Below are 23705 nucleotides of genomic sequence, written 5' to 3' on the forward strand. Positions count from 1 at the left end.
ATGACCACCGGCACCGCATCCCCCACCAGGACCGCCGCCCCGGCCGCCGAACCGTCGCACATCGCCGACACCGTCACCGCCCACACGCTGCTCAACTGCCTGATCCGAGAGGTGTCCGCCCCGGAGCACCAGGTGACGGTCGATGAGGGCCACCTCCTGCTACGGCTGCCCCGCCGGGGCGTCCTGCTGCGTTCTGCACTGCGCCGGGTCTCGCTGATCGGAGCGCACCGCTTTCAGGGTCCGGTGCAGCGGCTCGCCGACGACGCCTGGGTGGCAGTCGGCTGGAAGGAGCTGGCCGGATACATCGAGGACGAACTGGAACTGCGCACGGGGGTCGCCAACGAGGAGTTCCTCAGCCAGGTCGCCGACAGCCGAGAGACGATCCGCACCGCCCTGGAGGAGCGGGCGGGCACCACCCGGCACGCAGACCCGTACGTGGCATCGGAGCAGTCCCTGGTGTTCGGTCACCGCTTCCACCCCACGCCCAAGGCCCGCACCGGCGACCCGGCGGACTGGCTGACGTACGGCCCGGAGACCGGTGCGCGCTTCCGCCTGCGCCACCTGGCCGTGCGCCGTCATCTCGTCCGCGAGGAAGGCGAGTTGGGGGAGATGGACGCGCTGTGCCCCGCACCCGATCCGGGATTCGCCGTACTGCCGGTCCATCCCTGGCAGTACCGGCTGCTCCAGGATCACCACCGGCTGCGGGAGGCAGTGGCCGCCGGCGATGTCGTCGACACCGGAGTGAGCGGACCCGAGCTGGTGCCGACCGCGTCGGTGCGCACGCTGTACCACCCCGACAGCGACACCTTCCTCAAGTTCAGTCTGAACGTCCGCCTCACCAACTGCGTCCGCAGACACGCAAGTTACGAGCTGTCGGGTGCCGTCGCCCTCAACCGGCTGCTCCAGCCCCTCTTCGCCGGGCTGGCCGGCCGATTCCCGGGGGCCGCCGTCCTGGCCGAGCCCGGCTACCGCACACTCGACACCGCCGGCGACACCGCCCTCCTGGAGGGTCTCGGCGTCATCGTCCGCTCCGGCCTGCGCCACCACCTGCGTCCCGGGGTGACACCTCTGCTCGCCGCCGCGATCGCGGACGAATACCCCACCAGCACGGCCCACGTCTCCCACCTCCTCGCCCGCGGCGACGGGGACGTCCTGGCCTGGTGGGACGCGTACCTGCGACTGCTGCTGCCACCGGTGCTGGCCGCCTACTTCGACCACGGCGTCGTCCTGGAACCGCATCTGCAGAACGTCGTCGTCGGTGTGCACCCCGACGGCACCCCGGCGCAGATGCTCTTCCGCGACCTGGAGGGGACCAAGCTCCTGCCCGGGTACCACCGGCACACCCTCGACGCCCTGCCGGACGACGTCCGAGGCCCCCTCACCTACGATCCCGAACACGGCTGGAACCGGGTCGCGTACTGCCTCCTGGTCAACCACACCGCCGAAGTGCTCAGCGCCCTGGCCGACCTCGACCCCACCCTGGAACCCGCCCTCTGGGGCCTGGTCCGCGACCACCTCGCCGCCTACGCCCGCACCGCCGCCGAACCGCCACGCCTGCGCGCGCTGCTGTCCGGCGTACCGCTGCCGGCCAAGGCCAACCTGCTGCTGCGCTGGGCTCGCAAGGCCGACCGGCACGCCGGCTACGTCCCCCTGCCCAGCCCACTCGGCGCGGACTTCCCCCGCGAGGTGATCCGATGAGGGCCGCCCTGCTCGACCACGTCGGCCGACTCGCCGACGACGACCTGCCCGCCTATGTCTACGATCTGCCCGGCCTGCGCGAGCACGTCCGGGCGATCCGGGCCGCACTGCCGGACCGGGTCGAGCTGCTGTATGCGGCCAAGGCCAACTCCGATCCCGCGATCCTGCAGACCCTGGCCGGGCACGTCAGCGGGTTCGAGGTGGCCTCCGGCGGCGAACTGGGCCACGTCCGCCGGCTCGCTCCCGACGCGCCGGTCGCCTTCGGAGGTCCTGGCAAGACACAGACGGAGCTGGCCTGTGCGCTGGACGCCGGAGTGGAGCGCCTGCACGTCGAGAGTGAACACGAACTGTGTCTGCTGACCACCTTGCTGGGCGATCGGACGGTCGACGTCCTGCTGCGCGTCAACCTGCCCGTCGAACCCGGCCAGGTCGCTCTCGCCATGGGCGGCCGGTCCAGCCCCTTCGGCATGGATCCCGCGCAGCTGGACAACTGCCTGGAGCTGATCGCCTCCGACCCGCGTGTCCGCCTGCGCGGTCCGCATCTGCACCTGGCCAGCGGACTCCAGGCCCAGGCCCAACTCGCCCTGGTCGAGAAGGTGTTGACGTGGGCCGAGGACTGGTCCCACGACCGCCGGATCGACCTCACCGAGGTCAACGTCGGAGGCGGCATGGGCGTCGACTACGCACAACCGCACAGGACGTTCGACTGGCCCGTCTTCGGTGCCGGACTGCGCCGGATCCTGTCCCGGCGCCCCCGCCTCACGCTGCGCATCGAACCCGGCCGCTCGGTCACCGCCTACTGCGGCTGGTACGTCACCCAGGTCCTGGACATCAAGTTCAGCCGCGGGCAGGCGTTCGCCGTGCTGCGCGGAGGCACCCATCATCTGCGCACCCCGGCCGCGAAACAGCACGACCAGCCCTTCGAGGTGATTGCCGACGACGTCTGGCCGCGGCCCTGGGCCCGCCCGGAGGTGCGCGACGAGCCGGTGACACTGGTCGGACAGCTGTGCACGCCCAAGGACGTCCTGGCGCGCCGGGTCATGGTGAGCCGGCTGCGCGTCGGTGACCGGGTCGCCTTCGCCATGGCCGGCGCGTACGCCTGGAACATCTCCCACCACGCCTTCCTGATGCACCCACACCCGACCTTCCATCACGTCGACGATGCGCCGGTGTCCGGAACCGGCGACACGTACGCCCGTCGGCCGTCATGAGCGCGGGCTCGCGCACGCCGATGACGGCCGCACTCGCCGTCCGGGACTTCCGTCGCTATCTGCTCGGGCAGCTGGCCTCCAACGTCGGCACCTGGATGCAGCGTGCCGCGCAGGACCTGCTCGTCCTCCACATCACCGGCAACAGCGGCAGTGCGGTCGGTATCGTGACCGCACTGCAGTTCCTGCCCCAGACCCTGTTCGGCCTGACCGGAGGCGTCCTGGCCGACCGGTTCCCCAAGCGGCGGCTTCTGCTCCTGACCCAGACGGCCATGGGAATGCAGTCGCTCCTGCTCGGGCTGCTGACCGTCACCGGCGCGGTCAACCTGCTGTCCGTCTACGCGCTGGCCTTCGCCCTCGGCACCGCCACCGCCGTGGACAGCCCCGCCCGCAACGCCTACATCTGCGAACTGGTCGACCGGGAGCGCGTGGCCACCGCGGTCAGCCTGAACTCCGCCCAGTTCAACGTGGCCCGCACCCTCGGCCCCGCCCTCGCCGGCCTGACCGTCGCCGCCTTCGGCACGGGCCCGGTGTTCCTCGCGAACGCGGCCTCGTACCTCGCCGTCCTCTACGGCCTGGTCACCATCCGGACAGAAGAGCTCGCCGACCGCGGCCGGTCGCGACCAGGGGGCCGTGTCCGACTGCGCGACGCCTTCCACGCCATCGCGTCCACCCCGGAACTCCTCCTGCCGATCACCCTCATCGCTTTCGTCGGCACCTTCGGCCTCAACTTCCAGGTCACCATCTCACTCGTGGCCATCACGGCCTTCCACACGGGCGCCGCCGCCTTCGGCTGCCTGTCCGCCGCATACGCCCTGGGCAGCCTCGCCGGCGCGCTCCACGGCGCCAGGACCGGGAAGCCACCCACGGCACGCCGTCTGATCTCCGCCGCGATCGTCTTCGGAGCACTGGAAGCCGCGCAGGGCCTGATGCCGGGCTACGGCACGTTCATGGCCCTGCTGATCCCCACCGGTTTCGCCGCGGTGATCGTGACCACCACCGCCAACGCGCTGACCCAGCTTCATGCCGGCCCGCACCTGCGGGGCCGCGTCATGTCCGTCTACTTCCTGGTCCTTCTCGGCGGCACCCCGGTCGGCGCTCCGCTGGTCGGCCTGGTGTCGGACACCCTCGGCGCCCGCTCCACCCTGGTCCTGGGCGGTGTCGTCTCCGCGTCCTCCGCGCTCGTGCTCTGCGCATGGAGCACAGGCCGGATCCACAGGCGCACGCGAGCTGCAGGAGCGGCCTCCGCAACCGGCTCGCCCCTCGCGTCGGCCCGGCCACCGGGCACCGGCGGAGCGACCTCCGACGCATCCGCGGCGGCAGCCGTCCCTCGAAGCTCGCAGGAGCGGGGCAGGTGACGGTGGTTCCAGAGGCAGGCACCCAGCAAGGAGACCACCAGCGGGTCGCCCAGCAGCCGGCCGGGGCGGCCTCCCACCGCCGCTCCTCCGGGAGTCTTCGGACGCCTGCCAGGCAGGTGTCCTGGTCACCTTTGCCCTCGGCACCGCCACCGGCGACTGGACCCTGGGCCTGACCGGCCGGACCGCGGGCGTCTCCGTGCTCCTGCCCCTCGGGTCGATCGTGGCGAACGTCCTCGGCTCCCGCCCGCTCGGCGCCAACCTCGGTGACTGGCTCGGCTCGCCCAGCGGCGACGGCGGCCTGGGCCTCGGCACCGCGGTGACCAGCGTGATCTTCCTGGCCGCCATCCTCGCCACGGTCGTGTACCTCACGCTCAGCCGGAGCGATGTCATCGAAACCCAGGACCTGAGCGAAGCCCAGGGAGCTCTGAATCCGGCGCGTGAGCGGATCATGCTCGGTTACTACGCCGTCGTGGCGGTCGCGACCGCGGCGCACGATCACAGCAGACACTCCGGCCAAGCTCAATGCGGGCGATCAGCGAGGCGCGACCACCCGGCTGACCGACCTGGAGACCGCTTGGGACGACGACCAGCCCAGGCTGGAGCCGAAGAGCGAGAAGCGCGCCCCGAACCCCGACAAGGCCACTGAGGTCAAGGCGCTCAACACGCTCCTCACCTCACTCGGCTGAGCAACCGGGACGACGGGCTGCCCCCCACCCGTCCCCTGCGTCGGGGGCAGCCGGCATCCTCGATGTTCATGGAGCCAGGTCATCCATTCGGGTGGTGTCCTGGACGGGTTCCAGACGCGCTGATCACGTTTCCGGGTATCCCTGAGCCGGCCGCATCCCCACCGGTCGCCGGCCTTCACTGGTAGTCCTACACATCGTAGGACTACTCTGTGCTCGAGGCCGCCGCCATTCCCAGCGCATACGTGTGCCCGGCGACGCGAGCCGGTGGAATGCGTCGGGTCGGCGCGAACGGCATGACATTCCGTCCGGCACGCGCATCCCACGACCTTCGCGGGACCTGCGGGGGATACCGTCCGGGCGTTGGGTCGGTATCAGGTCCGGTCGCGCAAGGCAGACACCGTCACACCCCTGGAGGACACATGGCAACAACGGACAGCCTGGCCACCCAGCCGTCCGAGGGGGAGGTGCTCATCAGTGTCGTCCTGCCGGTGTACCAGGTGCAGGAATTTCTGCCGGAATGCCTGGACTCCCTGCTCGGAGCGGCGCAGTCCTTCGGGGGCGTCGAGGTGGTGGCCGTGGACGACTGTTCCCCCGACGGCAGCGGCGCCCTGCTCGACGAGTACGCGGCCAGGGACTCCCGGCTGAGCGTCGTGCACCTGCCGGAGAACGTCGGACTCGGCCGGGCGCGCGGTGAGGGTCTGGCCCGGGCCAAGGGCGACTACGTCTGGTTCGTCGACAGCGACGACCGGCTGACGACCGGGGCGCTGGCGGCGGTCGCCGAGCGGCTGCGGCAGACCGCTCCCGACGTGCTTCTCGTCGACCATGGTCTGGTCAACCCGGACGGAAGCGTGCAGCGGAACGTGCGCGCGCACCTGTTCCGGGACGCTCCCGAGACGTTCACGCTCGGGGAGCGGCCCAGCACCCTGGACCTCATCATGACCGCGTGGAGCAGAGTGCTGCGCCGGGACTTCCTGCTCGGCCTGGACCTGGACTTCGGGCACGGATACTACGAAGACATCTCCGTCACCTATCCCACGCTGCTCGCAGCGCGCCGGATCAGCATGCTCGACCGGGTCTGCTACCACTACCGGCGTGGACGGGACGGCGCGATCACGAACACCTCCAGCCCCAAGCACTTCGATCTCTTCGGCCAGTACGAGCGGATCTTCGCCTTCATCGACCAGGAGACCACGACCGCCGAGCCGTTCCGCAGGGCGGTCTTCGACCGCACCGTGCGCCATGCGACGACCGTGCTCGCCACCCCCGGCCTGGTGCCGCGGAACCTGCGGCGCGACTTCTTCCTCCGGGCGGCGGAGCACTTCCGGCGGTTCCGGCCGAGTGACTACACCTACCCGTCCGGGCTGCGCGGCCTGCAGTACCGGCTGGTGGAGCGAGGAGCCTATCCCGCGTACGCGGCGCTGGAGCCGGTGAACCGGCTTCGCCTCGCACTTCGTACCGCCCTCGGCCGGGCGCGCGGTGCGGCCCGCCGGACACCCCGGCTCGCGGCAACGGCGCTGCGGCGGGCCTACTACCGCGCCTGCCTGCGGCTGCCCGCCGACGACACCCTGGCCGTCTATGCCGCCTACTGGAACCGCGGTTACGCCTGCAACCCCGCGGCCATCTACGAAAAGGCCCGCGAACTCGCCCCCGGCATCCGGGGAGTGTGGGTGGTCGCCAGGGACAGGACGGCTTCCGTCCCGCCGGGCGTCGAGTACGTGGTGGAGGGAACCCCCCGCTGCCTGCGCACCATGGCACGGGCCAGGTACCTGGTCAACAACGTCAACTTCCCGTACGAGCTGCCCAAACGGCGTGGCGCGGTGCTGGTACAGACACAGCACGGCACCCCGCTGAAGAAGATGGGCACCGACCTGCGGGACCACCCCGTCGCCGCACGCGGCATGAACTTCGACCGGCTGGTGGAGCAGTGCGGCCGGTGGAACGTCCTGGTCTCGCCGAACCCGCACACCACCGAGGTGTTCACCCGGGTCTACCCCGGTGGTTACGAGGTGCTCGAAACCGGCTATCCGCGCGTCGACCGGCTGGTCAACGCCTCGCTCGACCAGGTGAACCGGGTGCGGGGCGAACTCGGCATCGCACCGGGGCAGATCGCGGTCCTCTACGCCCCCACTCACCGTGACCACCAGGACGAGACGGCGTCCGTCCTGGACGTGCAGCGGTTCGCCGACCAGCTCGGCGACGACCATGTCCTGCTGGTGCGCTCGCACTACTTCGACCTCCCGAGGACCTCCTCGTCACGGGGCGTCGTGGACGTCTCGACCCACCCGTCCATCGAAGACCTGTGCATCGCCTCCGATGTCCTGATCACCGACTACTCCTCCGTGATGTTCGACTACGCCGTCCTGGACCGGCCGATCGTGATCTACGCGCCCGACTGGGAGGCGTACCGGCGCTCACGCGGGGTCTACTTCGACCTCCTCGCCGAGGGGCCCGGCGCGGTCGCCACCACGCAGGAATCACTCGTCGAGGTGTTCCGGAGCGGCGAGCACACGGGGCCGCGGGCGGCGGAGCGGCTCGCCGGGTTCCGGGACCGTTTCTGCCCCCATGACGACGGACGCGCGGCCGAGCGCGTCGTGCGCAGCGTCTTCCTGGGGGAGTCAGCCGACTCGAACAGCCTTACCCCGGCCAGAGGTTGAACACGTCGCCGGTCAACGGCGCGTGTGGCGGGCGAGTCGGCCTGCGACAACCGTGCGCATTCCGGCGAGGCCATCGGCGACGCGCAGGGCGAGACATCCGCTGTGGGTGGCATGGGGCTGGATCAGCAGCACCCGCCCTCGCCGGCCGAGCCGCACCAGTCGTCTGAGCCCTGATCCGGCGCGCAGGGGCCTCGTGACCGTCTCACCGTCCCGGAAGGTCACGGTCACCCAGGCGTCCCATGTGGTGATCGCGCCGTCTTCACAGAGCGCCCCCGCGTCGACGGCGACCACGGCACGCCGGCCCGCGCCGCCGGGCACCGTCTCCCACACCCCCTCGCACCGGTGTGCCGCGTCCGTCACCCGGTGCCGGAGCTCGACGGTCGCCCTCTGCGGGCCGGCGTGCGCGGTTCTGCCGTAGAGCTCGGGCAACCGTAGTTCGAGCAGGAGCCGACGGCCTGCCTTCACATCCGCGGCGACGTACCACGGGAGCCGCTCGATCGGGGCGTCCGCGAGACCGTCGAGCACGATCTCGTCCGCCCCACCGGGGGTGGAGGGGACCTCGTCCCACAGCGGTCGCCGCGGGTCACCGGCGTACGGCGGCGGCAGCCGCGGCGGGTCGGCCGCCAGCTCGGCCAGCCGGCGCAGGCCGGCGGCCTGCCGCTCGCGTCCGAGCAGGACCGCGGTGCGCCAGCGGGCCGCGGGCGTGGCCCGGGACACGGCCTCCTCCTCGAAGGCGCGTACATGCTCGCGGGAGATCCGCCACCACAGGTCCTGGTACTCCGGCGCGCGCTGGGGCAGCTCACGCAGGTAGACGGCGAGATCGAACTCCAGGAACTTGGTCTGCGCCGCGACCAGCAGATCCCGTTCACCGCTGTCCCGCATGATCTCCAGCACCTGCTGATGCGCGGTGACCCGGTCCTGCCAGTTCTGGATCCGGTCCCGGCGCAATGAGATCGAGGCCTGGCCGGCGCCGTAGCGCACATGCCAGACGTAGACCGTCTCAGGGGTGACGGCGAGGCGCGGGCCGGCCGCGTAGACACGCGCGGTGAAGACGAAGTCCTCGTAGTGCGCCGCGCCGTCGGGGAAACGGATCCGCCGGGACAGCAGGAACTCCCGGCGGTAGATCTTGTTCACCGACAGGGTGTCCCACAGTGTCTCGGGGCGCCGGGCCACACCGTCGTGCACCGACTCGGTGGTGAACAGCTGTTGCTGCCAGGGGATCTCACGTCCACCGGGCAGCTCCCGCCGCACACACAGACCCGCTGCCACATCGGCGTCGTGCCGCCGTGCGACGGCGAGCAGCGCGTCCACGGCCTTCGGGGGAAGCACGTCGTCGCTGTCGAGGAAGACGAGCCACGGGAAGCGGGCCGCGTCGATACCGTCGTTGCGTGGGGTTCCGCACCCGCCGCTGTTGCCGGCCCGGCGTACGACGCGCACCCGGGGGTCGGCGGCTGCGAGCCGTTCCAGTACGCGGGGCGTGTCGTCGGTGGACGCGTCGTCGACCACCACCACCTCGCCGACCGCATCACCCTGGGCCAGAGCCGAGGTGACCGCCTCCGAGACTCGTTCGGCGTCGTTGTAGGTGATGACCACCACCGTCACGACGCCCTCGTTCACGCTGGACACCTCTGCTCCCCTTCGCGCAATGAACTCCTACACTATGTGAGACCAATGGGTGATGCCGAGCGCGACCGGATCCGCAGGGCCGACGGCCGGCGCTTCACTGCTCGGTGCATCACGTGTTCGAGGCTGAAGAACTCACTCGGGTCTTACCCGACGCACGTCGAACGAGTGACCAACCGTGCTCTACTGGGCCGCCACATGTAATCGGCCACTCGATGGAAGTGCAGCGTGGTGAGGATCGAGCGCGTCCCGGCGGGCGCCGACGCGGAAGCCGCCCGTCAGGGGTCGCTCCGGGCGTCTGCGCCGCGTGCCTCCCGCGACGTCCGGAACTGAATCCGACCGGAGCCGCCGTGCACATCACCGTCTACCTGCTTCTCCTGGCCTCGGTCGTCCTGGCACTGCTCGGTCCGCAGCTGGGACGCCGGCTGGCCCCCGCTGCCGCGGTGCGCGCACTGACCCTGCTGAGCGTCATCGCGACGACCGCCATGGTGTGGGGTATGACAGCCGTCACGGTGGGCGGACTGGGCCGCACCGACGCCTTCCAGGACCAGGCTCACAGCAGCCCTGTCGCCCTGGCTCATGACGACCCGGTGCCCAACGTCCTGGGCGCGCTGGCGGCCGGACTGCTCGCGGTGTCGCTGCTCAGGGCACTCACGGTGCTACGGCGCCGACGGTCCGCGCTGCGCGAGCTCGCTCCGCTGAGGAAGCGGCCGGCCGCCGGTGACCTGGTGGTGATCGAGGCGGAGAGGCCGGACGCCTACGCGCTGCCGGGCAGGCCAGGGCGAGTCGTCGTGACCTCCGCCATGCTGCGCGCCTTGCCCGCCGACGAACAGGCGGTGCTGCTCGCTCACGAACGGGCCCATCTGCGCCACCGGCACCACCTCTACGCGGCGGTCGCCGAGACGGCCGCCGCCTGCAACCCCCTGTTGCGGCCGGTTCGCGACCTCATCGCCTTCCACATCGAACGCTGGGCGGACGAGGAAGCCGCGCGGACGACCGGCAGCCGCCTGCTTGCCGCCCGTTCTCTGGCCCGCGCCGCACTTGCGACCGCCGATGCCGCTCGAGCGCGAGGGACGCAAGGCGTCCTGGCCTATCTGCGGCACAGGGTCACCGCGCGCGTCGGCGCTCTGCAGGCCGAACGCCCGACCAGTCACTGGGGCGCGGTCTCGCCCGCCGTGGCGGTCACGGCCCTGACCGGTGCGGCCTTCGCCGAGGTCACCTCGGACTTCGCCCGCTGCCTGCACGTCCTCCATCTGTTCTGACACCGAGCGGGGCGTACGCAGGGCACCCGTGCCACGCAAGGGGGCCTTCCCTCGCAGGATCCGTCACTCGCCAGGGCCGAGCAGGGCGCGCAGCGCGGCCTCGTCCGCGGGGTCGAGGGTCTCGAGGAAGCGCTGCAGCACGGCGGTGCGATCGTGGCCGCGGTCCAGCGCGGTCTTCATCTGCTCGGCGGAAGCCTCGGCAGCTTCCCGGCGCGGGAGATAGGCGTGCGCCCGGCCGGCGCGCTCGCGTTCGAGCATCCCTTTGGCGTGCAGTCGCCCCAACACGGTGAGCACGGTCTTGTAGGCGAGCCCCGGTGCGAGGGCGGCCTGGACGGCGCCGGCGGTCATCGGCTCGCCGGAGCCCCAGAGCACGGCCATGATCTCGGCCTCCAGAGCCCCGCTCGCCCGGCGGTCGGCGTGCTCGCCATCGCTGTCGTGAGCCATGCCCGACCCCTTCTGTGCCGCCCGTACGAGCGCCCGCCTCCCGTACGCGCGCCACGATCGATCCTACGCGTGGTGCTTTACCCGGAGGCGGTTGCCGCCGCGGTCCGGGCACCGGTTAGTCTTACAATTTGTAGGAAATTGGAGCTTCAGTCCGCGCCGGCCCAGGGCACCCGTCGCAGACCACAGCGGTGTGGCGAGTGCGGCTTCGCGGCGGCGTGCGGGCTCGAGCCAGGTCGAGGAGTGGCGAAGATGGGCGGACACCGGCGCAGACCGTCCGGCAGGACGGGGCCGTACGGCACGGACGACTCGCGGTACGGAGTCCGGACCGCCCACGCCGATGGCGGACGAGCGGGACGCCGGAGGGCGGACAACCGGCGTCCGACCACCGGGCGTTCCGGCCGGCGCGGCCTCATCGACTACCCGCGGGCGGGCAAGCGGGGCCTGCGGCGCTGGCTGCCCTCCTGGAAGCAGGTGCTCGGCACCTTCCTGCTGTTCCTCGGCGGCCTGCTGGGGCTGTTCGGTTACGCCTACGCCACGACGACGATCCCCAGCGCGAATCCCAGCACCCAGCAGCAGAGCAACACCTACTACTGGTCCGACGGCTCGGTGATGGCCACCCAGGGGTCGACCAACCGGCAGAACGTCGACCTCGCCCAGGTCCCGAAGCTGGTCCAGTGGGACTTCCTCGCCGCGGAGAACGCCACCTTCTACACCGACCCCGGCGTCGACATGCAGGGCATGCTCCGCGCCGTGTACCACATGGCCACGGGCGGTGAGGTGCAGTCCGGGTCCACCATCACCCAGCAGTTCGTGAAGAACACCTACCTCAGCCAGAACCAGTCGGTCACCCGCAAGCTCAGGGAGATCATGATCTCCCTGAAGATCGGCGGCCAGATGTCCAAGCAGCAGATCCTGCAGGGGTATCTCAACAGCTGCTACTACGGGCGTGACGCCTACGGCATCGAGGCCGCGGCCCGGGTCTACTACCACGAGCACGCCTCCGAGCTGACCGTCAGCCAGGGCGCGTTCATCGCCGCCACGGTCAACGAGCCGAGCCTGCTGATGCACGCCGACACCGACCCGCAGGCCAAGGCCCAGGCCACGGCGCGCTGGACGTACGTCCTGCAGCGCATGGCCAAGATCCACAAGATCACCGACGCCCAGGAGCAGCAGTACCTGGCCGCCGGGTTCCCCACGCCCAGGCCGGACACGCCGTCGGCGGGGATGTCCGGGCAGACCGGCTATCTGGTGGACACCGCGAAGAAGTACGTCGAGGCCCACTCGTCGGTCACCGAGCAGCAGCTCGGCCGCGGCGGTTACCAGATCTACACCACCTTCGACAAGAGGAGGGTGAACGCGCTGTCGGCGTCCGTGGCGGCGATGGAGAAGAAGCACCTCGACCCCGCGCACCGCTCGGCCGACAAGGACGTCCAGGTCGGCGCCGCGTCGATCGATCCGTCGAGCGGCGCCGTCGTGGCCCTGTACGGCGGGCCGGGCTGGGACAAGGGCCACTGGACCGACAACGCCGACGCCACCGGCGTACCAGTCGGCTCCACCTTCAAGCCCGTCGACCTGGCCGCCGCCCTCGACCACGGCGCCGTACTCTCCCCGGGCCAACCGCCCTCACCGATCACCCCGGACTCCAAGTTCAACGGCGACGACGGCATCACCATCAAGAACCAACAGGGCCAGGAGCTGCCCGACTCCGGCGACCCCACGGGGCTCCTGCACCAACGCAACGACGTCCCCACGAAGTGGGGTTACATCACGCTGCGCAAGGCCATGGAGCAGTCGGTCAACACCCCCTACGTCCAGCTCGGCGAGTACGTCGGCTACACCGACGTGGAGAACGAAGCTCTCAAGGCGGGCCTGCTGCGCAAGAGCCTGCAGTACGACACCCCCGGCTTCTACATCGGCACCTCCACCCCCTCCGCGATCCGCATGGCCGACACGTACGCCACCTTCGACGACGGCGGCGTCCAGCACGAGCCGTACTCGGTGACCAAGGTCATCGCCGACGGCCAGCCGCTGCCCGGCTTCGACAAGCCCAAGGGCACCACGGCCATGCCCGCCTCGACCGCCGACACTGTCACCGACGTCCTGCAGGGCGTCGTCAAGAGCGGCACGGGCACCAATGCCCAGGCCCTGGGCCGCCCGGTGGCCGGCAAGACCGGCACCACCGACGACTACAAGTCCGCCTGGTTCATCGGCTACACACCCCAACTGGTCACGTCCGTCAGCATGTTCAAGGAGGACCCGAAGAACTCCGGCCTGCAGTCGATGAAGGGCGTCGGCGGGTTCTCCAAGGTCTTCGGCGCCGACATGCCCACCGAGGTGTGGACCGGCTACATGACCACCGCCCTCCAGGGCCAGCCCGTCCAGCAGTTCCCGCCCGCGCCGCAACTGGGCAAGGGCACCGACGAGAACGGCGCCCCCTCGCCCACCCCCACCCCCACCGCGAGCACGCCGCAGGCCACCCCCACCGCACCGGCCACGCCGAAACCCTCCACCGGAGCGTGCCGCCACCACAGGAAGCAGTGCCCCGGCCCTGGCCCGACGGACACCTCCGGCACCAGCACCGGCGGCACCGGCGGAGCGACCGGCGGAGCGGGTGGTGGCGGGCTGATCGGCGGCACCGGCGGCGGCGGCACGTCGGGCGGCGGCACCGGTGGCGGCGGTACGACCGGCGGTGGCACGACCGGCGGTGGCACCACGGGGGGCACCTCGCCCACGCCCGCTCCCACCTTCGGCGGCCAAGGCCGGCGTGCGTAGCGGGACGCTCACCGCTCTCGGGCGTCCGCATCGCCCTGTGGTAGTTGACCGCACACAATGCTGCCGGGCCGGCCTGCTCGCTCCCCACTCTCGGTACGGTGGGGCAGCGGGTCGATGCGGCAGCGGCGCCCGGAAGGGCGGGCTCTGGCCCGTACACAGCGTGCCGAGGGCGGGCGGCGGGGATCGGCGTACCCGGCTCTGTCATCGCCGCGACGGCTGCACAGAACCCGCCCTCGTCCAGGGTGACTTGCCTACAGTCGGTGCTCCCTGCGCTTGTGCCGCTCATGGCCGCCGCAGCAGGGGCCGGACGGGTGCCGATGCCTCATCGGCGAGCCGGCGGGACCGGCCTGGACCACGCACTGTGCCCACTGCGCGCTGTCCACCATGTGGTCGCTGTCGGATGCGGCGTTGGCCAAGCTGGCACAGCAGACGGCCAGCAGCAGGCCCCCCGTGACCAGGGGCAGGCTTCGACGTACGGGAGGCGGGGCCAGCAGGGCCCGCACCCGCTGCGGCACCGCCCCGCCGGTCACGGCCAGGGCGACGGGACGCGGTACTCCGGCCGATGCGAGAGCCGCGCGCCCGACGGCATGAGCGACGACCCTGCGGTCACCGACCCGCTCGGCGGCCTCCTCGTCGGCCCAGCGCTCCAGTACGAAACCACCGGCGGCGACCAACGGCCGCAGCAGCGGGTTCAACGCCGCGGTGAGCCGCCACACGCTCTGGAAGAGATGGTGCCGACCGCGCAGATGCGCCCGCTCGTGCGCGAGCAGTGCCTCGCGCTCGGCGTGGCCGAGACAGCGCAGCATTCCCCGGGAGACCACGATCCGCCCCGGGGCCCCGGGCAGGGCAAAGGCCAGCGGGACGTCGTCGTCCACCACCGCCAGCTGCGTGTCTCCGGGAAGCTGGACGCACTCCCGCCGCGCCCGCACGAGGTGACGGACCTGCCGGACGGCGGCCACGACCAACGAGACGACACCGACAAGCAGCACCAGCGTGCTTGCCGCCGCGACGATGCGGTACACCGGGTCCTCGGCGCGCAGCGCTGCCACGGACCAGCGGCCCTCGGCGGCGACCTCCGGAACCTGCGCCACACCCGTGAAGGCGAGCAGGGCGAGTGACCCTGTCCAGCCGATCGCCGTCACGAGCGCGGCACAGGCCAGCGCCCAGGCGGCGGGGCGCGGGGGCAGCCGGCGCGCGAGCCGGGGCCCGAGTGCGGCAAGCACGGCCGTGACCACGAACGGAATGTAGACGCTGATCAGCATCCGGCTCACCGCTTCCTGCGGGAGCGCTCACCCTCGGCGGGCGTCTCGTCGTGCCCGGACAGCAGCTGGTGCAGCAGGTGCTCGTCCTGTGCCGACAGTTCCGACACGAACCGGGCCAGCACGGCCTCGCGGTCGGAGCCGCCCTCGAGCAGGGAGTGCATGCGCCGGGCGGTGTGGGACGCCTCGTCGCGGGCGGGCTCGTAGGCGTATCCGCGACCCTCACGGTGCCGCACGAGCATGCCCTTCTCGTGAAGCCGAGTCAGGATCGTGAGCACGGTCGTGTAGGCCAGGTCGCCCGGCAGCTGCTCCCGGACCTGGCGTGCTGTCAGAGGTCCGTCGGCGGCCCAGAGAGCGGCGAGCACATCGCTCTCCAGCTCACCGCGCGCCCGCCTGCCGGCTGCCCCTCGGGTGCCCCCGTGCCTTTGGTCCTCCACCGTCCGCCTTCCTCCGTTCGCTTCCGTACAGGCTACCCGTCGGCCAACTACTACTTGTAGGAGGTATGCTCCGGCTTCAAAGATCGGACTACTACATCTCGTAGAGTTCTCTCGCTCCCTTCACGCCGCGGAGGAAAGCCCATGCCCCACGCCGGAAGCACGGCGCCTGGAGTCGCCCTGGCGGGCGCGATTCCGCAGCAGCGGGCCGCGACGCATCACGCCGGCAGGATCGCCGTCGTCTCCGCGAGCGTCGGAGCCGGTCACGACGGCGCCGCCGCCGAACTCGCCCGACGCCTCACGGCGGACGGCTTCACGGTCGACCGGTTCGACCTGCTGGATCTGCTGCCGGCCCATCTGGGCCGTGCCGTCCAGGAGGGCTACCACCGGATGCTCGTCCGCGCGCCATGGGTCTATCAGCGGATCTACTCCAGCACCGAGCGGGCCGGAGGTGGCGGCCCGCTCGCACGTGCACTGCTCCGCACGGCCGAGGACCGGGTGTTGCGTGCCCTTCCCCAGGGCACGGGAGCGGTGGTCTCCACCTACCCGGGGGCCAGCCGGATCCTGGGCAACCTGCGCCTGAAGAAGCGACTGCACATTCCCGTCCTGACGTACCTGACCGACTTCTCCGTGCATCCGCTGTGGGTCGCGGACGGCGTGGACGTCCACTTGGCCGCCCACGCCGTACCGGCCGCCCAAGCGCGGACGGCGGGGGCGCGGGACGTGCGGGTGTGCGGGCCGGTCACCGACCCACGGTTCCGCCCCAGCGGCCCGGAACAGCGGGCCCGGGCACGCGCGGCCTTCGGGTTGCCGCAGCAGGCCCCGCTCGCCCTGCTGGTCGCCGGGTCATGGGGCGTCGGACCGGTCCGCAGGGTCGCGCTCGAACTGCGCGACTGCGGCGCCGCCGTCCCGGTCGTCGTGTGCGGCCGGAACGAGACCCTGGCCGAGCAGTTGCGCGCGGACGGCATCGAGCACGCCTACGGCTGGGTCGACGACATGCCCGGCCTGATGCACGCCGCGGACGTCCTCGTCCAGAACGCCGGTGGGCTCACGTCGCTGGAGGCGTTCGCCTCGGGTCTGCCCGTCGCCAGCTACCGCTGCATACCGGGACACGGGCTGACCAATGCGGCCGCCCTGGACGAGGCGGGTGCGGCCGTATGGGTTCGTGACCCGGCCGACCTCAAAGCGGTGCTGTACGACCTGATCGGCGGCCCCCTCGGCGAGCAACAGCGCGCGACCGGCCTCGCCTTGTTCGCCCGGACCCCGGACCGTGGCCCGGCGGCAGAGATCGCACGCGTGCATCGAACGGGCCTCTCCGACGGGGAGCAAAAGCCCCCGCTGCCGCGGCGGAGGCGAGCGCGCAGACTGGCTGCCACCGCCGCGACGGCCACCGCTGTGTGGGCATGCGCCGTCGGCATGGGGATGGCGATGACGTACGACGGTCCGGGCCTCATGCACGCCATCGGCAACGGCCTTGTGGACCGCCTCGCGGGCCACCACGACCACCGGCAGGGAGAACAGCACTCGTGAACATCCCCCGGACGCTGCGCTCGGCCGCGCTCGCGGCTCTGCCCGCTCTCGCCGCCGCCCATGCCGCCCCCGTGATCTCCACCTTCGGGCCGCTGCGCAACCGTCTGATGCCCCGTCTGTCGGGCCGGGGCCGCCCCGACCACGTCGCGCTGACCTTCGACGACGGACCCGACCCCCGCTCCACCCCGTACTTCCTGCGGCTGCTCTCCGACCGCGGGGTTCACGCCACCTTCTTCCTCCTCGGCAGCCAGGCACGGCGATCTCCCGCCCTGGTCCGGGAGATCGCAGCCGCCGGTCACGAGATCGGCATCCACGGCTGGCTGCACCGCCCCCTGCTCCTGCGTGGACCGCGTGCCACCCGCGACGATCTCGCTCGGGCCCGCGACCTCGTCGCCGGCCTGACCGGCCGGCCGCCCACGCTCTTCCGCCCCCCGTACGGAGTCATGTCCACCGCCGCCCACCTGGCGACCCGCCGCCTCGGACTCACCCCGGTCCTGTGGACCGCCTGGGGAGAGGACTGGACCGCACGGGCCACCCCGGCTTCCGTCCACCGCACCGTCACCACCGACCTGGACGGCGGCGGCACCATCCTCCTCCACGACTCCGACTGCACGTCCGCCCCCGGCGCCTGGCACTCGGCACTCGGCGCACTTCCCCTGATCCTCGACACGTGCGAGGAGCGGGGCTACGACGTCGGACGGCTGAGTGACCATGGATGGCCGCTGTCCGGGGCGATCCGTCACGAACCGCCCTCGGCTGCCGATCGTCCGCAGTCCCGTGGACGATCTGCTGCGTCGTAGTCGCACACCCCTCCGCCACCGGCGGTAACACCGTTCCCACAGAAAGGCTTGGGCCTTATGACCCCCACGCTGCACCTCGCGTCGCAGCTCGCCGTGAACGTGCTCGACGCCCAGTCGCTCCTGGCCGCCTTCGGCGTGCTGGGCGTCGGCATGGTGCTGTTCGCCGAGACGGGGCTGCTGATCGGGTTCTTCCTACCGGGCGATTCCCTGTTGTTCACCGCCGGCCTGCTGTGCACGGGAGCTGCGGACCGGCCGGTGAAGCTGTCACTTGCACCGCTGCTGGTCGTGGCGGCGGTCGGCGCACTCACCGGGGCGCAGTGCGGGTACCTGATCGGCCGCAAGGCGGGCGGGGCGCTGATCTCCCGCAGCCGGTCGCCGAGGTTGCACGAGGGAGTCAAAAGGGCCGAGGAACTGCTGGAGCGGTACGGGCACGCCAAGGCGGTCGTGCTGGCCCGGTTCATCCCGGTGGTGCGCACGGTGCTCAACCCGATCGCCGGCGCGCTGGAGGTTCCGGCGCGGACCTTCACCCTGTGGCAGGTGGCCGGCGGCCTGGCCTGGTCCGTGGGAATCATCCTCGCCGGATACGCGCTGGGTTCATCGATCCCGAACGTCGACCACTACCTGCTCCCGCTGGTCGCGCTGATCGTCGTCGTGTCACTGACCCCGCTGCTCCTGGAGTTCCTGCGCAGCCGCCGGAGTACCGAGCCGGAACAAGCACATCGGTGATCGTGTCCCGACGGGTTCGAGGACTTCGGCCGCGGCGTGCACGCGGCCGGCGGCAGCGCTGAGGACCTCCCCGCCGTGATACCGCAGCGCCGCACCGCACACATGCTGCGCAGCTCTCCGGCGGCCATGACCAAGTTTTTGAACAGCGCGCAGGCATGCGAACAGGGGTACTGGCGAGCATCCCGACACATGATCAAACGGCTCACTCGTCGCCTGTCGCAACGTTGTGGCAGCGGCGACCGTTGTGCCCGTCAGCGGGAACGGCCGAGAGTTCGGCCCGCGGGTCGGTCGCTGCCCTTCTGTGGAGCAGCCGACCCGGCGGCGCCGTGCACGAAGCCGCCCTGACGCATACCGCCGCGCCGGCAAGGCGATTCCAGGGATCGTCCGTGCGCGGAAGAGCCATGACCGAGTACGACCCAGAGGCTGACCTTGACGACTGACAACCACGGATGGGTTCTTCGCCCCGCGCGCCGAGGCAGGACAGCCGCATCCGGGGCTCTGACCGGTGACGGACCGCCCCGGCCCCGCGCAGCCCTGTCGATGGCCGGGGCGGGCGTCCTGCTGTTCGGGCTGGTCGGTGCCAGCGCGCCCAACCGCAACACGCTCAGGACGCCGATCACCTGGTTCCACCTGTCGTCGATGTCCGGTGCCGTCTCCGAGGCGGCCACGTCCGTCGCCATAGTGCTGTCCTCGGTCGGAACGCTCCTTCTGCTCCACGCCCACACCCAGGGGTGGAGGCCCGACCCCCGTACTCTGTTCCGTGCCGGAGCATGCGCCGTGCTGTTGGTCGCGGATCTCACCCCGATCGGCTCGTCCGACACCGCCAGTTACGCCGCCTACGGCCGGATCGCCGCTCTGGGGGGCGATCCGTACGTGACGACACCCGCCCAACTGGGCGGCCTGTACGCCCACCTGGTGAGCGATGCGTGGCGCAACACGCCGTCGGTGTACGGGCCGGTCGCCACGTGGTGGCAGGCCACTGCGGCGTTCGTCGGCGGTGACCAGCCGTGGCTGACGGTATGGGCGCTGATGCTCGCCAACGCAGCCGCGTTCCTCGGCACCGGCTACCTGTTGATCCGCGCCGCCGACGACCCGGTCCGGGCGGCGCTCCTTTGGAGTGCGAATCCCCTGCTGATCGGCGTGCTGGTAGGGGGCGGCCATCTGGACACCCTCGTGGCGGCCTTGGCCGTCAGCGCCGTCCACCTGGCGCGCAAGGCAAGCGGATGCCACGCGGACCTGGCGGTCGGCGCACTGGTCGGCCTCGTCTGCGCCGTCAAGATCAGTGCCGCTCTGGTCGGCGTGGGTCTGATGTGGCCGTTGCTGCGCGGCGGCGCCTGGCAGCGGGCCGTCCGAGTGGCGGGCGCGGCCGTGCTCACACTGACCGTCCTGTACGCCACGTACGGTCTGCATGCCCTTGATCCGCTCGCCGCGGCCTCGCACATGGTGTCCAGGCCTTCGTTGTGGGCGGTGTTCGACGACTCGGCCACCGCTCTCATCGGGCCTGGTGGCGCTGCGGCAAGCGTCAGTGTCCTCTGGCCCGCGCTGATGCTGGGGCTGGCCGTGCTGCTGCACAGACACGTCCCTGCGGAGGCTCCTTCCGTTGTCACCGTTCCGTTCGCGCTCGCCTTCGCCTGGATTCTCACGGCACCGTGGTCGATGCCGTGGTACGCGGCGCTCGCCTGCGCCCTGACGGCGCTGTTCTGCGAACTCCGCCTCACCCAGGCGCTCATCGTGGCCACCACTGTCCTCGCCCTGTTCCACAACAGCGGCGGTCACGGCTGGTGACAACGTGGCCCGCGAGGGTGCGGTGCAGCCGCCGAGCCCGCGGTGGCGTGGTCGGCGGGGGCGGGGGCCGGAGTGTGAAGGATGGAGCTCGGGTACTGGCTGTCCGCCTTCCTGTTCGCGGTGGCCATCGCGCACTTCTCGCTGGACCTGGACGCGGTGTGGAGTTTCTGGATCGCCTACGCCCTCACCCGCCCCCTCGGCGCCTCCGTCGGTGACTACCTCTCCCAGGCCACCGGCGACGGCGGCCTCGGCCTGGGCACCGTCGTCACCAGCTCCCTGTTCCTCTCCGTCACGCGCAAGGACGTCACCCGACCGGAAACCGGGGCAAGGAGCAGCGCACCCTGCCTGAACCGCGGGAACTCCGGTTCCAGCACGTCTTCATGACACTCTGCCAGCGCTCGGTCGACGGGATGTGGCTGGAACAGCGGCCGCCCCTCTCCGACGCGCCGACCGCCCGCTCCGCGGCGCGATGGCTCGGGACCTGGCAGGCTCCGCCACGTGCGCGCCAGGAGCTTTCGCACGCCCCGGATCGTGTATGTCCAGGGGAAGCGCCGGCCGATCCCAAGGGAGCCGATCATGAAATTCCTCTACGACGACCAGTCCTTCTCCTTCGAGGCACTGCGCGCCGCGGGCTACGCCGCGTATGCCGGCGCCGACCTCGGCGAGGTCCTGGTCACCTGCCGGCAGATCCCGGAGGGAGACGAGGAGGCCTGGTCGGCCCAGTGGGCCGCGACGGCGGCGCGCATCGAGCGCATCGGCCGCGACGCGCTGGCTGCCGGTCACCGCGTCAGCGCCCGGGAGGCGCTGCTGCGCGCGTCCAACTACTACCGCACCGCCGACTTCTACCGCCGCGAGAACCCCGCCGCCGACGCCGAGTCGGCGCGGCTCGCCAAGGCCTCCCAGCAGACGTTCGCCGACGCGGCGGCCCTGCTCGACACCCCGGCCCGCGCCCTGCGCATCCCCTACGAGGACACCACGCTTCCCGGCTACCTGTTCCTCACCGACGACGCGGGCACCCCGCGCCCGACCCTGCTCTTCCACGGCGGGTACGACTCCACCCTCGAGGAGGACTACTTTGCGCTGGCCGCAGGCGCGCTGCGGCGCGGCTACAACGTCATCGCCTTCGACGGCCCCGGCCAGGGCAGCACCGTCCGCGAGCAGGGACTGCACTTCCGGCCGGACTGGGAGGCCGTGGTCACCCCGGTCGTCGACTTCGCGCTCACCGTGCCCGAGGCGGACGCGGAGCGGCTCGTGCTGGTCGGCATGAGTCTCGGTGGCTGTCTCGCCGCGAGAGCGGCCGCCTTCGAGCACCGCCTCGCCGCGTGTGTGCTGTACGACGGCGTCTACGACTTCCACGCGGTCATCGCCGCAACCGCCGGCCGTGCCGCTGCGCTGCCCGGCGGTATGGAGGCGCTGATGGCGCAGAACACCATGGTGCGATGGGTGGTGCGCAACGGCCGGTGGACCTTCGGCGTGTCCGGCATCGACGAGCTGGTCAAGGCAACCGAGGCGTACACCATGGCGGGTATCGCCGACCAGATCACCTGCCCGACCCTCGTACTGGAAGCCGAGAACGACCAGTTCTTCAAGGGACAGCCGCAGCGTCTGTTCGACGAGCTGACCTGCCGGAAGGAGCTGATCTCCTTCCGTGAGGACGAAGGCGCGGGCGAGCACTGCCACGAGGGTGCGATGCTCCTGTTCCACCAGCGCACCTTCGACTGGCTCGACACCCTGCTCGCCGGCTGACGAGCCCTCTGCAGGAGCCCAGGGCTCACCGGAAGAGAACGACCCATGGCCTCCCGGGGCCTTCTGCGGCCCCGTCCGGGCTGTCAGAATGCCGACATGCACGTTCGGGGGGATGCGCAGCCGTGCCTTCGGCGGTTCGCGGCCGGGCCGGTCGGGGGGATCGCGGCCGCGGCCGCGACGCTGCTGATCGCACTGTCGGGCCGCTACGGCTTCCACCGCGACGAGCTGTACTTCCTGCTCGTCGGCCGGCACCCGGCCTGGGGCTACCCGGACCAGCCGCCCCTCACCCCGCTGCTGGCCAGGCTCGGCGCGGAGCTCTTCGGTGCCACCCCGACCGGCGTGCGGATCGTGCCCGCGCTGCTCACCGCCGTCACGATCACGCTCACCGCGCTGATCGCCCGAGAGCTGGGCGCCGGACACGGCGGGCAGGTACTCGCGGCAGCAGCCGCGGCCTGCTCGGGCTATACGCTCGGAATCGGCCATCTGCTCTCCACCGCGACCTTCGACCTGATGGTCTGGCTGGCGATCGTTCTGCTGACCCTCCGGCTGTCGCGCACGGGCGAATTCCGCTGGTGGCCCTCGCTGGGAGCGTTGGCCGGGATCGCGCTGCTGAACAAGCTGCTGGTGCTGGGGCTGTTGCCGGCCCTGGCGTTGGGCGCGCTGACGGCAGGACCGCGCGGCTTCTTCGTGCCGCGTCCACGCGCGCTGCTGGGCCCGCTGACCGCCGTCCTCGCCGCGCTGCCCTTCGCGATCCCGACCCTGTGGTGGCAGGCCGTGCACGGTTGGCCCGAGCTGACGGTGGCTCACGGAATCAGCGCCGATGTCGGAATCGGCGGACGCCTGCTCGCCCTGCCGATGCAACTGCTCCAGTTCTCGCCGGTGTTGGCACCCCTGTGGCTGACCGGGCTGAGCCGGCTGGTGCGCCGGCCGGAGCTGCGCTGGGCCCGACCGGTCGCGGTGGCCTGGGTGGTGCTGTGCCTGCTGGTCCTGGCCGGCGGCGGCAAGGGCTACTACCCGATTCCGCTGCTGTACGCGATCAGCGCCGCCGGCTGCGAGCCGTACGCCCACTGGATCCGCGAGCACCGCGCCAAGCTGGCAGGCGGACTGCTCGCGGCCCTGCTCACCAGCGCCCTGGCCGCCCTGCCGGTGCTGCCCGCGTCGGCACTGACCGTGCCGATGGCCGTCGACCCCGACCTCGCCGAGGAGGTCGGCTGGCCACAGCTCACACGCGCCACCGCCACCGGCTGGGAGGCGATCCCCGCCGGCCAGCGGGCCACCGCCGTGCTGCTGACCGCGAACTACGGCGAGGCCGGGGCCATCGCACGGTACGGGCCCGCGCTCGGCCTGCCCGCACCGTACTCCGGCCACATGGGCCTGCACGCCTGGGGCCCGCCGTCGGACACCGCCACCGGTCCGGTGCTGCTCGTCCACCCGGCGGGCCACGCCGAGTTGGAGCACCACTTCACCGCCTGCCGCACCGTGACGCACGTCGACAACGGGCACGGCGTCGCGAACCAGGAGCAGCACGCGGCCGTGCTGCTCTGCGCAGGGCCGGACCGGCCCTGGTCCATGCTCTGGCCGCTGCTGCGCCGATACTGAGCAGCCACGTTCGAGCGGGAGGTGGGCGAGTGGAACGTCGAGGCACGCGCGACGCTCGTCGTCACGGACCAGGCAGAGCGCGGACACCGCTTCGGGGCACGGGCAGCGGGCCTCCGGAGGG

The 23705-nt window shown here is 71.5% G+C and carries 17 protein-coding genes and 1 pseudogene; 14 read left to right on the plus strand and 4 right to left on the minus strand.

Annotation, left to right across the window (positions count from 1 at the left end):
* The 5 genes from ACFYZB_RS01835 to ACFYZB_RS01855 all read left to right on the plus strand — a co-directional run bounded on the left by ACFYZB_RS01835 (nt 1) and on the right by ACFYZB_RS01855 (nt 7604).
* A complete protein-coding gene (locus tag ACFYZB_RS01835) occupies nt 1-1698 on the plus strand; it encodes an IucA/IucC family protein (protein ID WP_388753094.1) in 1698 nt (565 codons plus the stop codon).
* Nucleotides 1695-2909: a type III PLP-dependent enzyme gene (locus ACFYZB_RS01840; protein ID WP_388753097.1), complete on the plus strand. Its 1215-nt coding sequence runs from the start codon at nt 1695-1697 to the stop codon at nt 2907-2909. Before ACFYZB_RS01835 ends, ACFYZB_RS01840 begins: the two co-directional genes overlap by 4 nt.
* On the plus strand, nt 2906-4264 hold the full coding sequence (locus ACFYZB_RS01845) for an MFS transporter (RefSeq protein ID WP_388753100.1): 1359 nt from the start codon (nt 2906-2908) through the stop codon (nt 4262-4264). Before ACFYZB_RS01840 ends, ACFYZB_RS01845 begins: the two co-directional genes overlap by 4 nt.
* Before the next feature lie 220 nt (nt 4265-4484).
* On the plus strand, nt 4485-4910 hold the full coding sequence (locus ACFYZB_RS01850) for a hypothetical protein (RefSeq protein WP_388753103.1): 426 nt from the start codon (nt 4485-4487) through the stop codon (nt 4908-4910).
* A gap of 459 nt (nt 4911-5369) precedes the next feature.
* On the plus strand, nt 5370-7604 hold the full coding sequence (locus ACFYZB_RS01855; RefSeq protein WP_388753106.1) for a CDP-glycerol glycerophosphotransferase family protein: 2235 nt from the start codon (nt 5370-5372) through the stop codon (nt 7602-7604).
* A 12-nt stretch (nt 7605-7616) separates the two neighbouring features.
* On the opposite strand, the gene ACFYZB_RS01860 is transcribed toward ACFYZB_RS01855, so the two are convergent.
* Complete coding sequence (locus ACFYZB_RS01860; RefSeq protein WP_388753109.1) at nt 7617-9230, minus strand: glycosyltransferase; 1614 nt, start codon at nt 9228-9230, stop codon at nt 7617-7619.
* Between the two features lie 347 nt (nt 9231-9577).
* On the opposite strand from ACFYZB_RS01860, the gene ACFYZB_RS01865 reads away from it, so the two are divergent.
* Nucleotides 9578-10489, plus strand: a complete 912-nt coding sequence (locus ACFYZB_RS01865; protein ID WP_388753112.1) for a M56 family metallopeptidase — start codon at nt 9578-9580, stop codon at nt 10487-10489.
* A 63-nt stretch (nt 10490-10552) separates the two neighbouring features.
* Here ACFYZB_RS01865 and ACFYZB_RS01870 read toward each other — a convergent pair whose 3' ends face one another.
* Nucleotides 10553-10933, minus strand: coding sequence for a BlaI/MecI/CopY family transcriptional regulator (locus ACFYZB_RS01870; RefSeq protein ID WP_388753115.1), 381 nt, complete (start codon nt 10931-10933; stop codon nt 10553-10555).
* A 249-nt stretch (nt 10934-11182) separates the two neighbouring features.
* Between ACFYZB_RS01870 and ACFYZB_RS01875 the strand changes: the two genes are divergently transcribed.
* Complete coding sequence (locus tag ACFYZB_RS01875) at nt 11183-13705, plus strand: transglycosylase domain-containing protein (RefSeq protein WP_388753117.1); 2523 nt, start codon at nt 11183-11185, stop codon at nt 13703-13705.
* Nucleotides 13706-13956: 251 nt separating this feature from the next.
* Here the strand turns inward: ACFYZB_RS01875 and ACFYZB_RS01880 are convergent, their stop codons facing one another.
* Complete coding sequence (locus ACFYZB_RS01880) at nt 13957-14967, minus strand: M56 family metallopeptidase (protein WP_388753483.1); 1011 nt, start codon at nt 14965-14967, stop codon at nt 13957-13959.
* Nucleotides 14968-14972: 5 nt separating this feature from the next.
* Nucleotides 14973-15401, minus strand: a complete 429-nt coding sequence (locus tag ACFYZB_RS01885) for a BlaI/MecI/CopY family transcriptional regulator (RefSeq protein WP_351205761.1) — start codon at nt 15399-15401, stop codon at nt 14973-14975.
* Nucleotides 15402-15542: 141 nt separating this feature from the next.
* Between ACFYZB_RS01885 and ACFYZB_RS01890 the strand changes: the two genes are divergently transcribed.
* From ACFYZB_RS01890 to ACFYZB_RS01920, 7 genes and pseudogenes are all read left to right on the plus strand, one after another.
* Entirely contained in the window at nt 15543-16928 is a 1386-nt protein-coding gene (locus ACFYZB_RS01890) for a glycosyltransferase (RefSeq protein ID WP_388753120.1), read from the plus strand.
* Nucleotides 16925-17728: a polysaccharide deacetylase family protein gene (locus tag ACFYZB_RS01895; protein WP_388753123.1), complete on the plus strand. Its 804-nt coding sequence runs from the start codon at nt 16925-16927 to the stop codon at nt 17726-17728. The genes ACFYZB_RS01890 and ACFYZB_RS01895 overlap by 4 nt, the downstream gene beginning before the upstream one ends.
* Before the next feature lie 57 nt (nt 17729-17785).
* A complete protein-coding gene (locus ACFYZB_RS01900; RefSeq protein WP_351205767.1) occupies nt 17786-18454 on the plus strand; it encodes a DedA family protein in 669 nt (222 codons plus the stop codon).
* A 540-nt stretch (nt 18455-18994) separates the two neighbouring features.
* Nucleotides 18995-20239, plus strand: coding sequence for a hypothetical protein (locus ACFYZB_RS01905; RefSeq protein ID WP_388753126.1), 1245 nt, complete (start codon nt 18995-18997; stop codon nt 20237-20239).
* 78 nt (nt 20240-20317) lie between these two features.
* Nucleotides 20318-20623, plus strand: a pseudogene (locus tag ACFYZB_RS01910) (hypothetical protein); the annotation flags it as partial.
* A 192-nt stretch (nt 20624-20815) separates the two neighbouring features.
* Nucleotides 20816-21985 carry an alpha/beta hydrolase family protein gene (locus tag ACFYZB_RS01915; protein ID WP_388753129.1) on the plus strand — a complete coding sequence of 390 codons (1170 nt, stop codon included), beginning with the start codon at nt 20816-20818 and terminating at the stop codon, nt 21983-21985.
* A gap of 96 nt (nt 21986-22081) precedes the next feature.
* Nucleotides 22082-23584, plus strand: a complete 1503-nt coding sequence (locus ACFYZB_RS01920; protein ID WP_388753132.1) for an ArnT family glycosyltransferase — start codon at nt 22082-22084, stop codon at nt 23582-23584.
* Nucleotides 23585-23705: the final 121 nt, after the last annotated feature.

The organism is Streptomyces sp. NPDC001852 (genome assembly GCF_042891825.1).
Lineage (GTDB): Bacteria > Actinomycetota > Actinomycetes > Streptomycetales > Streptomycetaceae > Streptomyces.

Excerpts from the sequence above, each read along its gene's own strand:
- ACFYZB_RS01880 (WP_388753483.1), bottom strand. The coding sequence starts at position 14,967 with ATGCTGATCAGCGTCTACATTCCGTTCGTGGTCACGGCCGTGCTTGCC.
- ACFYZB_RS01855 (WP_388753106.1), top strand. The coding sequence starts at position 5,370 with ATGGCAACAACGGACAGCCTGGCCACCCAGCCGTCCGAGGGGGAGGTG.
- ACFYZB_RS01915 (WP_388753129.1), top strand. The coding sequence starts at position 20,816 with ATGAAATTCCTCTACGACGACCAGTCCTTCTCCTTCGAGGCACTGCGC.
- ACFYZB_RS01920 (WP_388753132.1), top strand. The coding sequence starts at position 22,082 with ATGCACGTTCGGGGGGATGCGCAGCCGTGCCTTCGGCGGTTCGCGGCC.
- ACFYZB_RS01870 (WP_388753115.1), bottom strand. The coding sequence starts at position 10,933 with ATGGCTCACGACAGCGATGGCGAGCACGCCGACCGCCGGGCGAGCGGG.
- ACFYZB_RS01900 (WP_351205767.1), top strand. The coding sequence starts at position 17,786 with ATGACCCCCACGCTGCACCTCGCGTCGCAGCTCGCCGTGAACGTGCTC.
- ACFYZB_RS01890 (WP_388753120.1), top strand. The coding sequence starts at position 15,543 with ATGCCCCACGCCGGAAGCACGGCGCCTGGAGTCGCCCTGGCGGGCGCG.
- ACFYZB_RS01840 (WP_388753097.1), top strand. The coding sequence starts at position 1,695 with ATGAGGGCCGCCCTGCTCGACCACGTCGGCCGACTCGCCGACGACGAC.
- ACFYZB_RS01905 (WP_388753126.1), top strand. The coding sequence starts at position 18,995 with ATGGCCGGGGCGGGCGTCCTGCTGTTCGGGCTGGTCGGTGCCAGCGCG.
- ACFYZB_RS01875 (WP_388753117.1), top strand. The coding sequence starts at position 11,183 with ATGGGCGGACACCGGCGCAGACCGTCCGGCAGGACGGGGCCGTACGGC.
- ACFYZB_RS01835 (WP_388753094.1), top strand. The coding sequence starts at position 1 with ATGACCACCGGCACCGCATCCCCCACCAGGACCGCCGCCCCGGCCGCC.
- ACFYZB_RS01845 (WP_388753100.1), top strand. The coding sequence starts at position 2,906 with ATGAGCGCGGGCTCGCGCACGCCGATGACGGCCGCACTCGCCGTCCGG.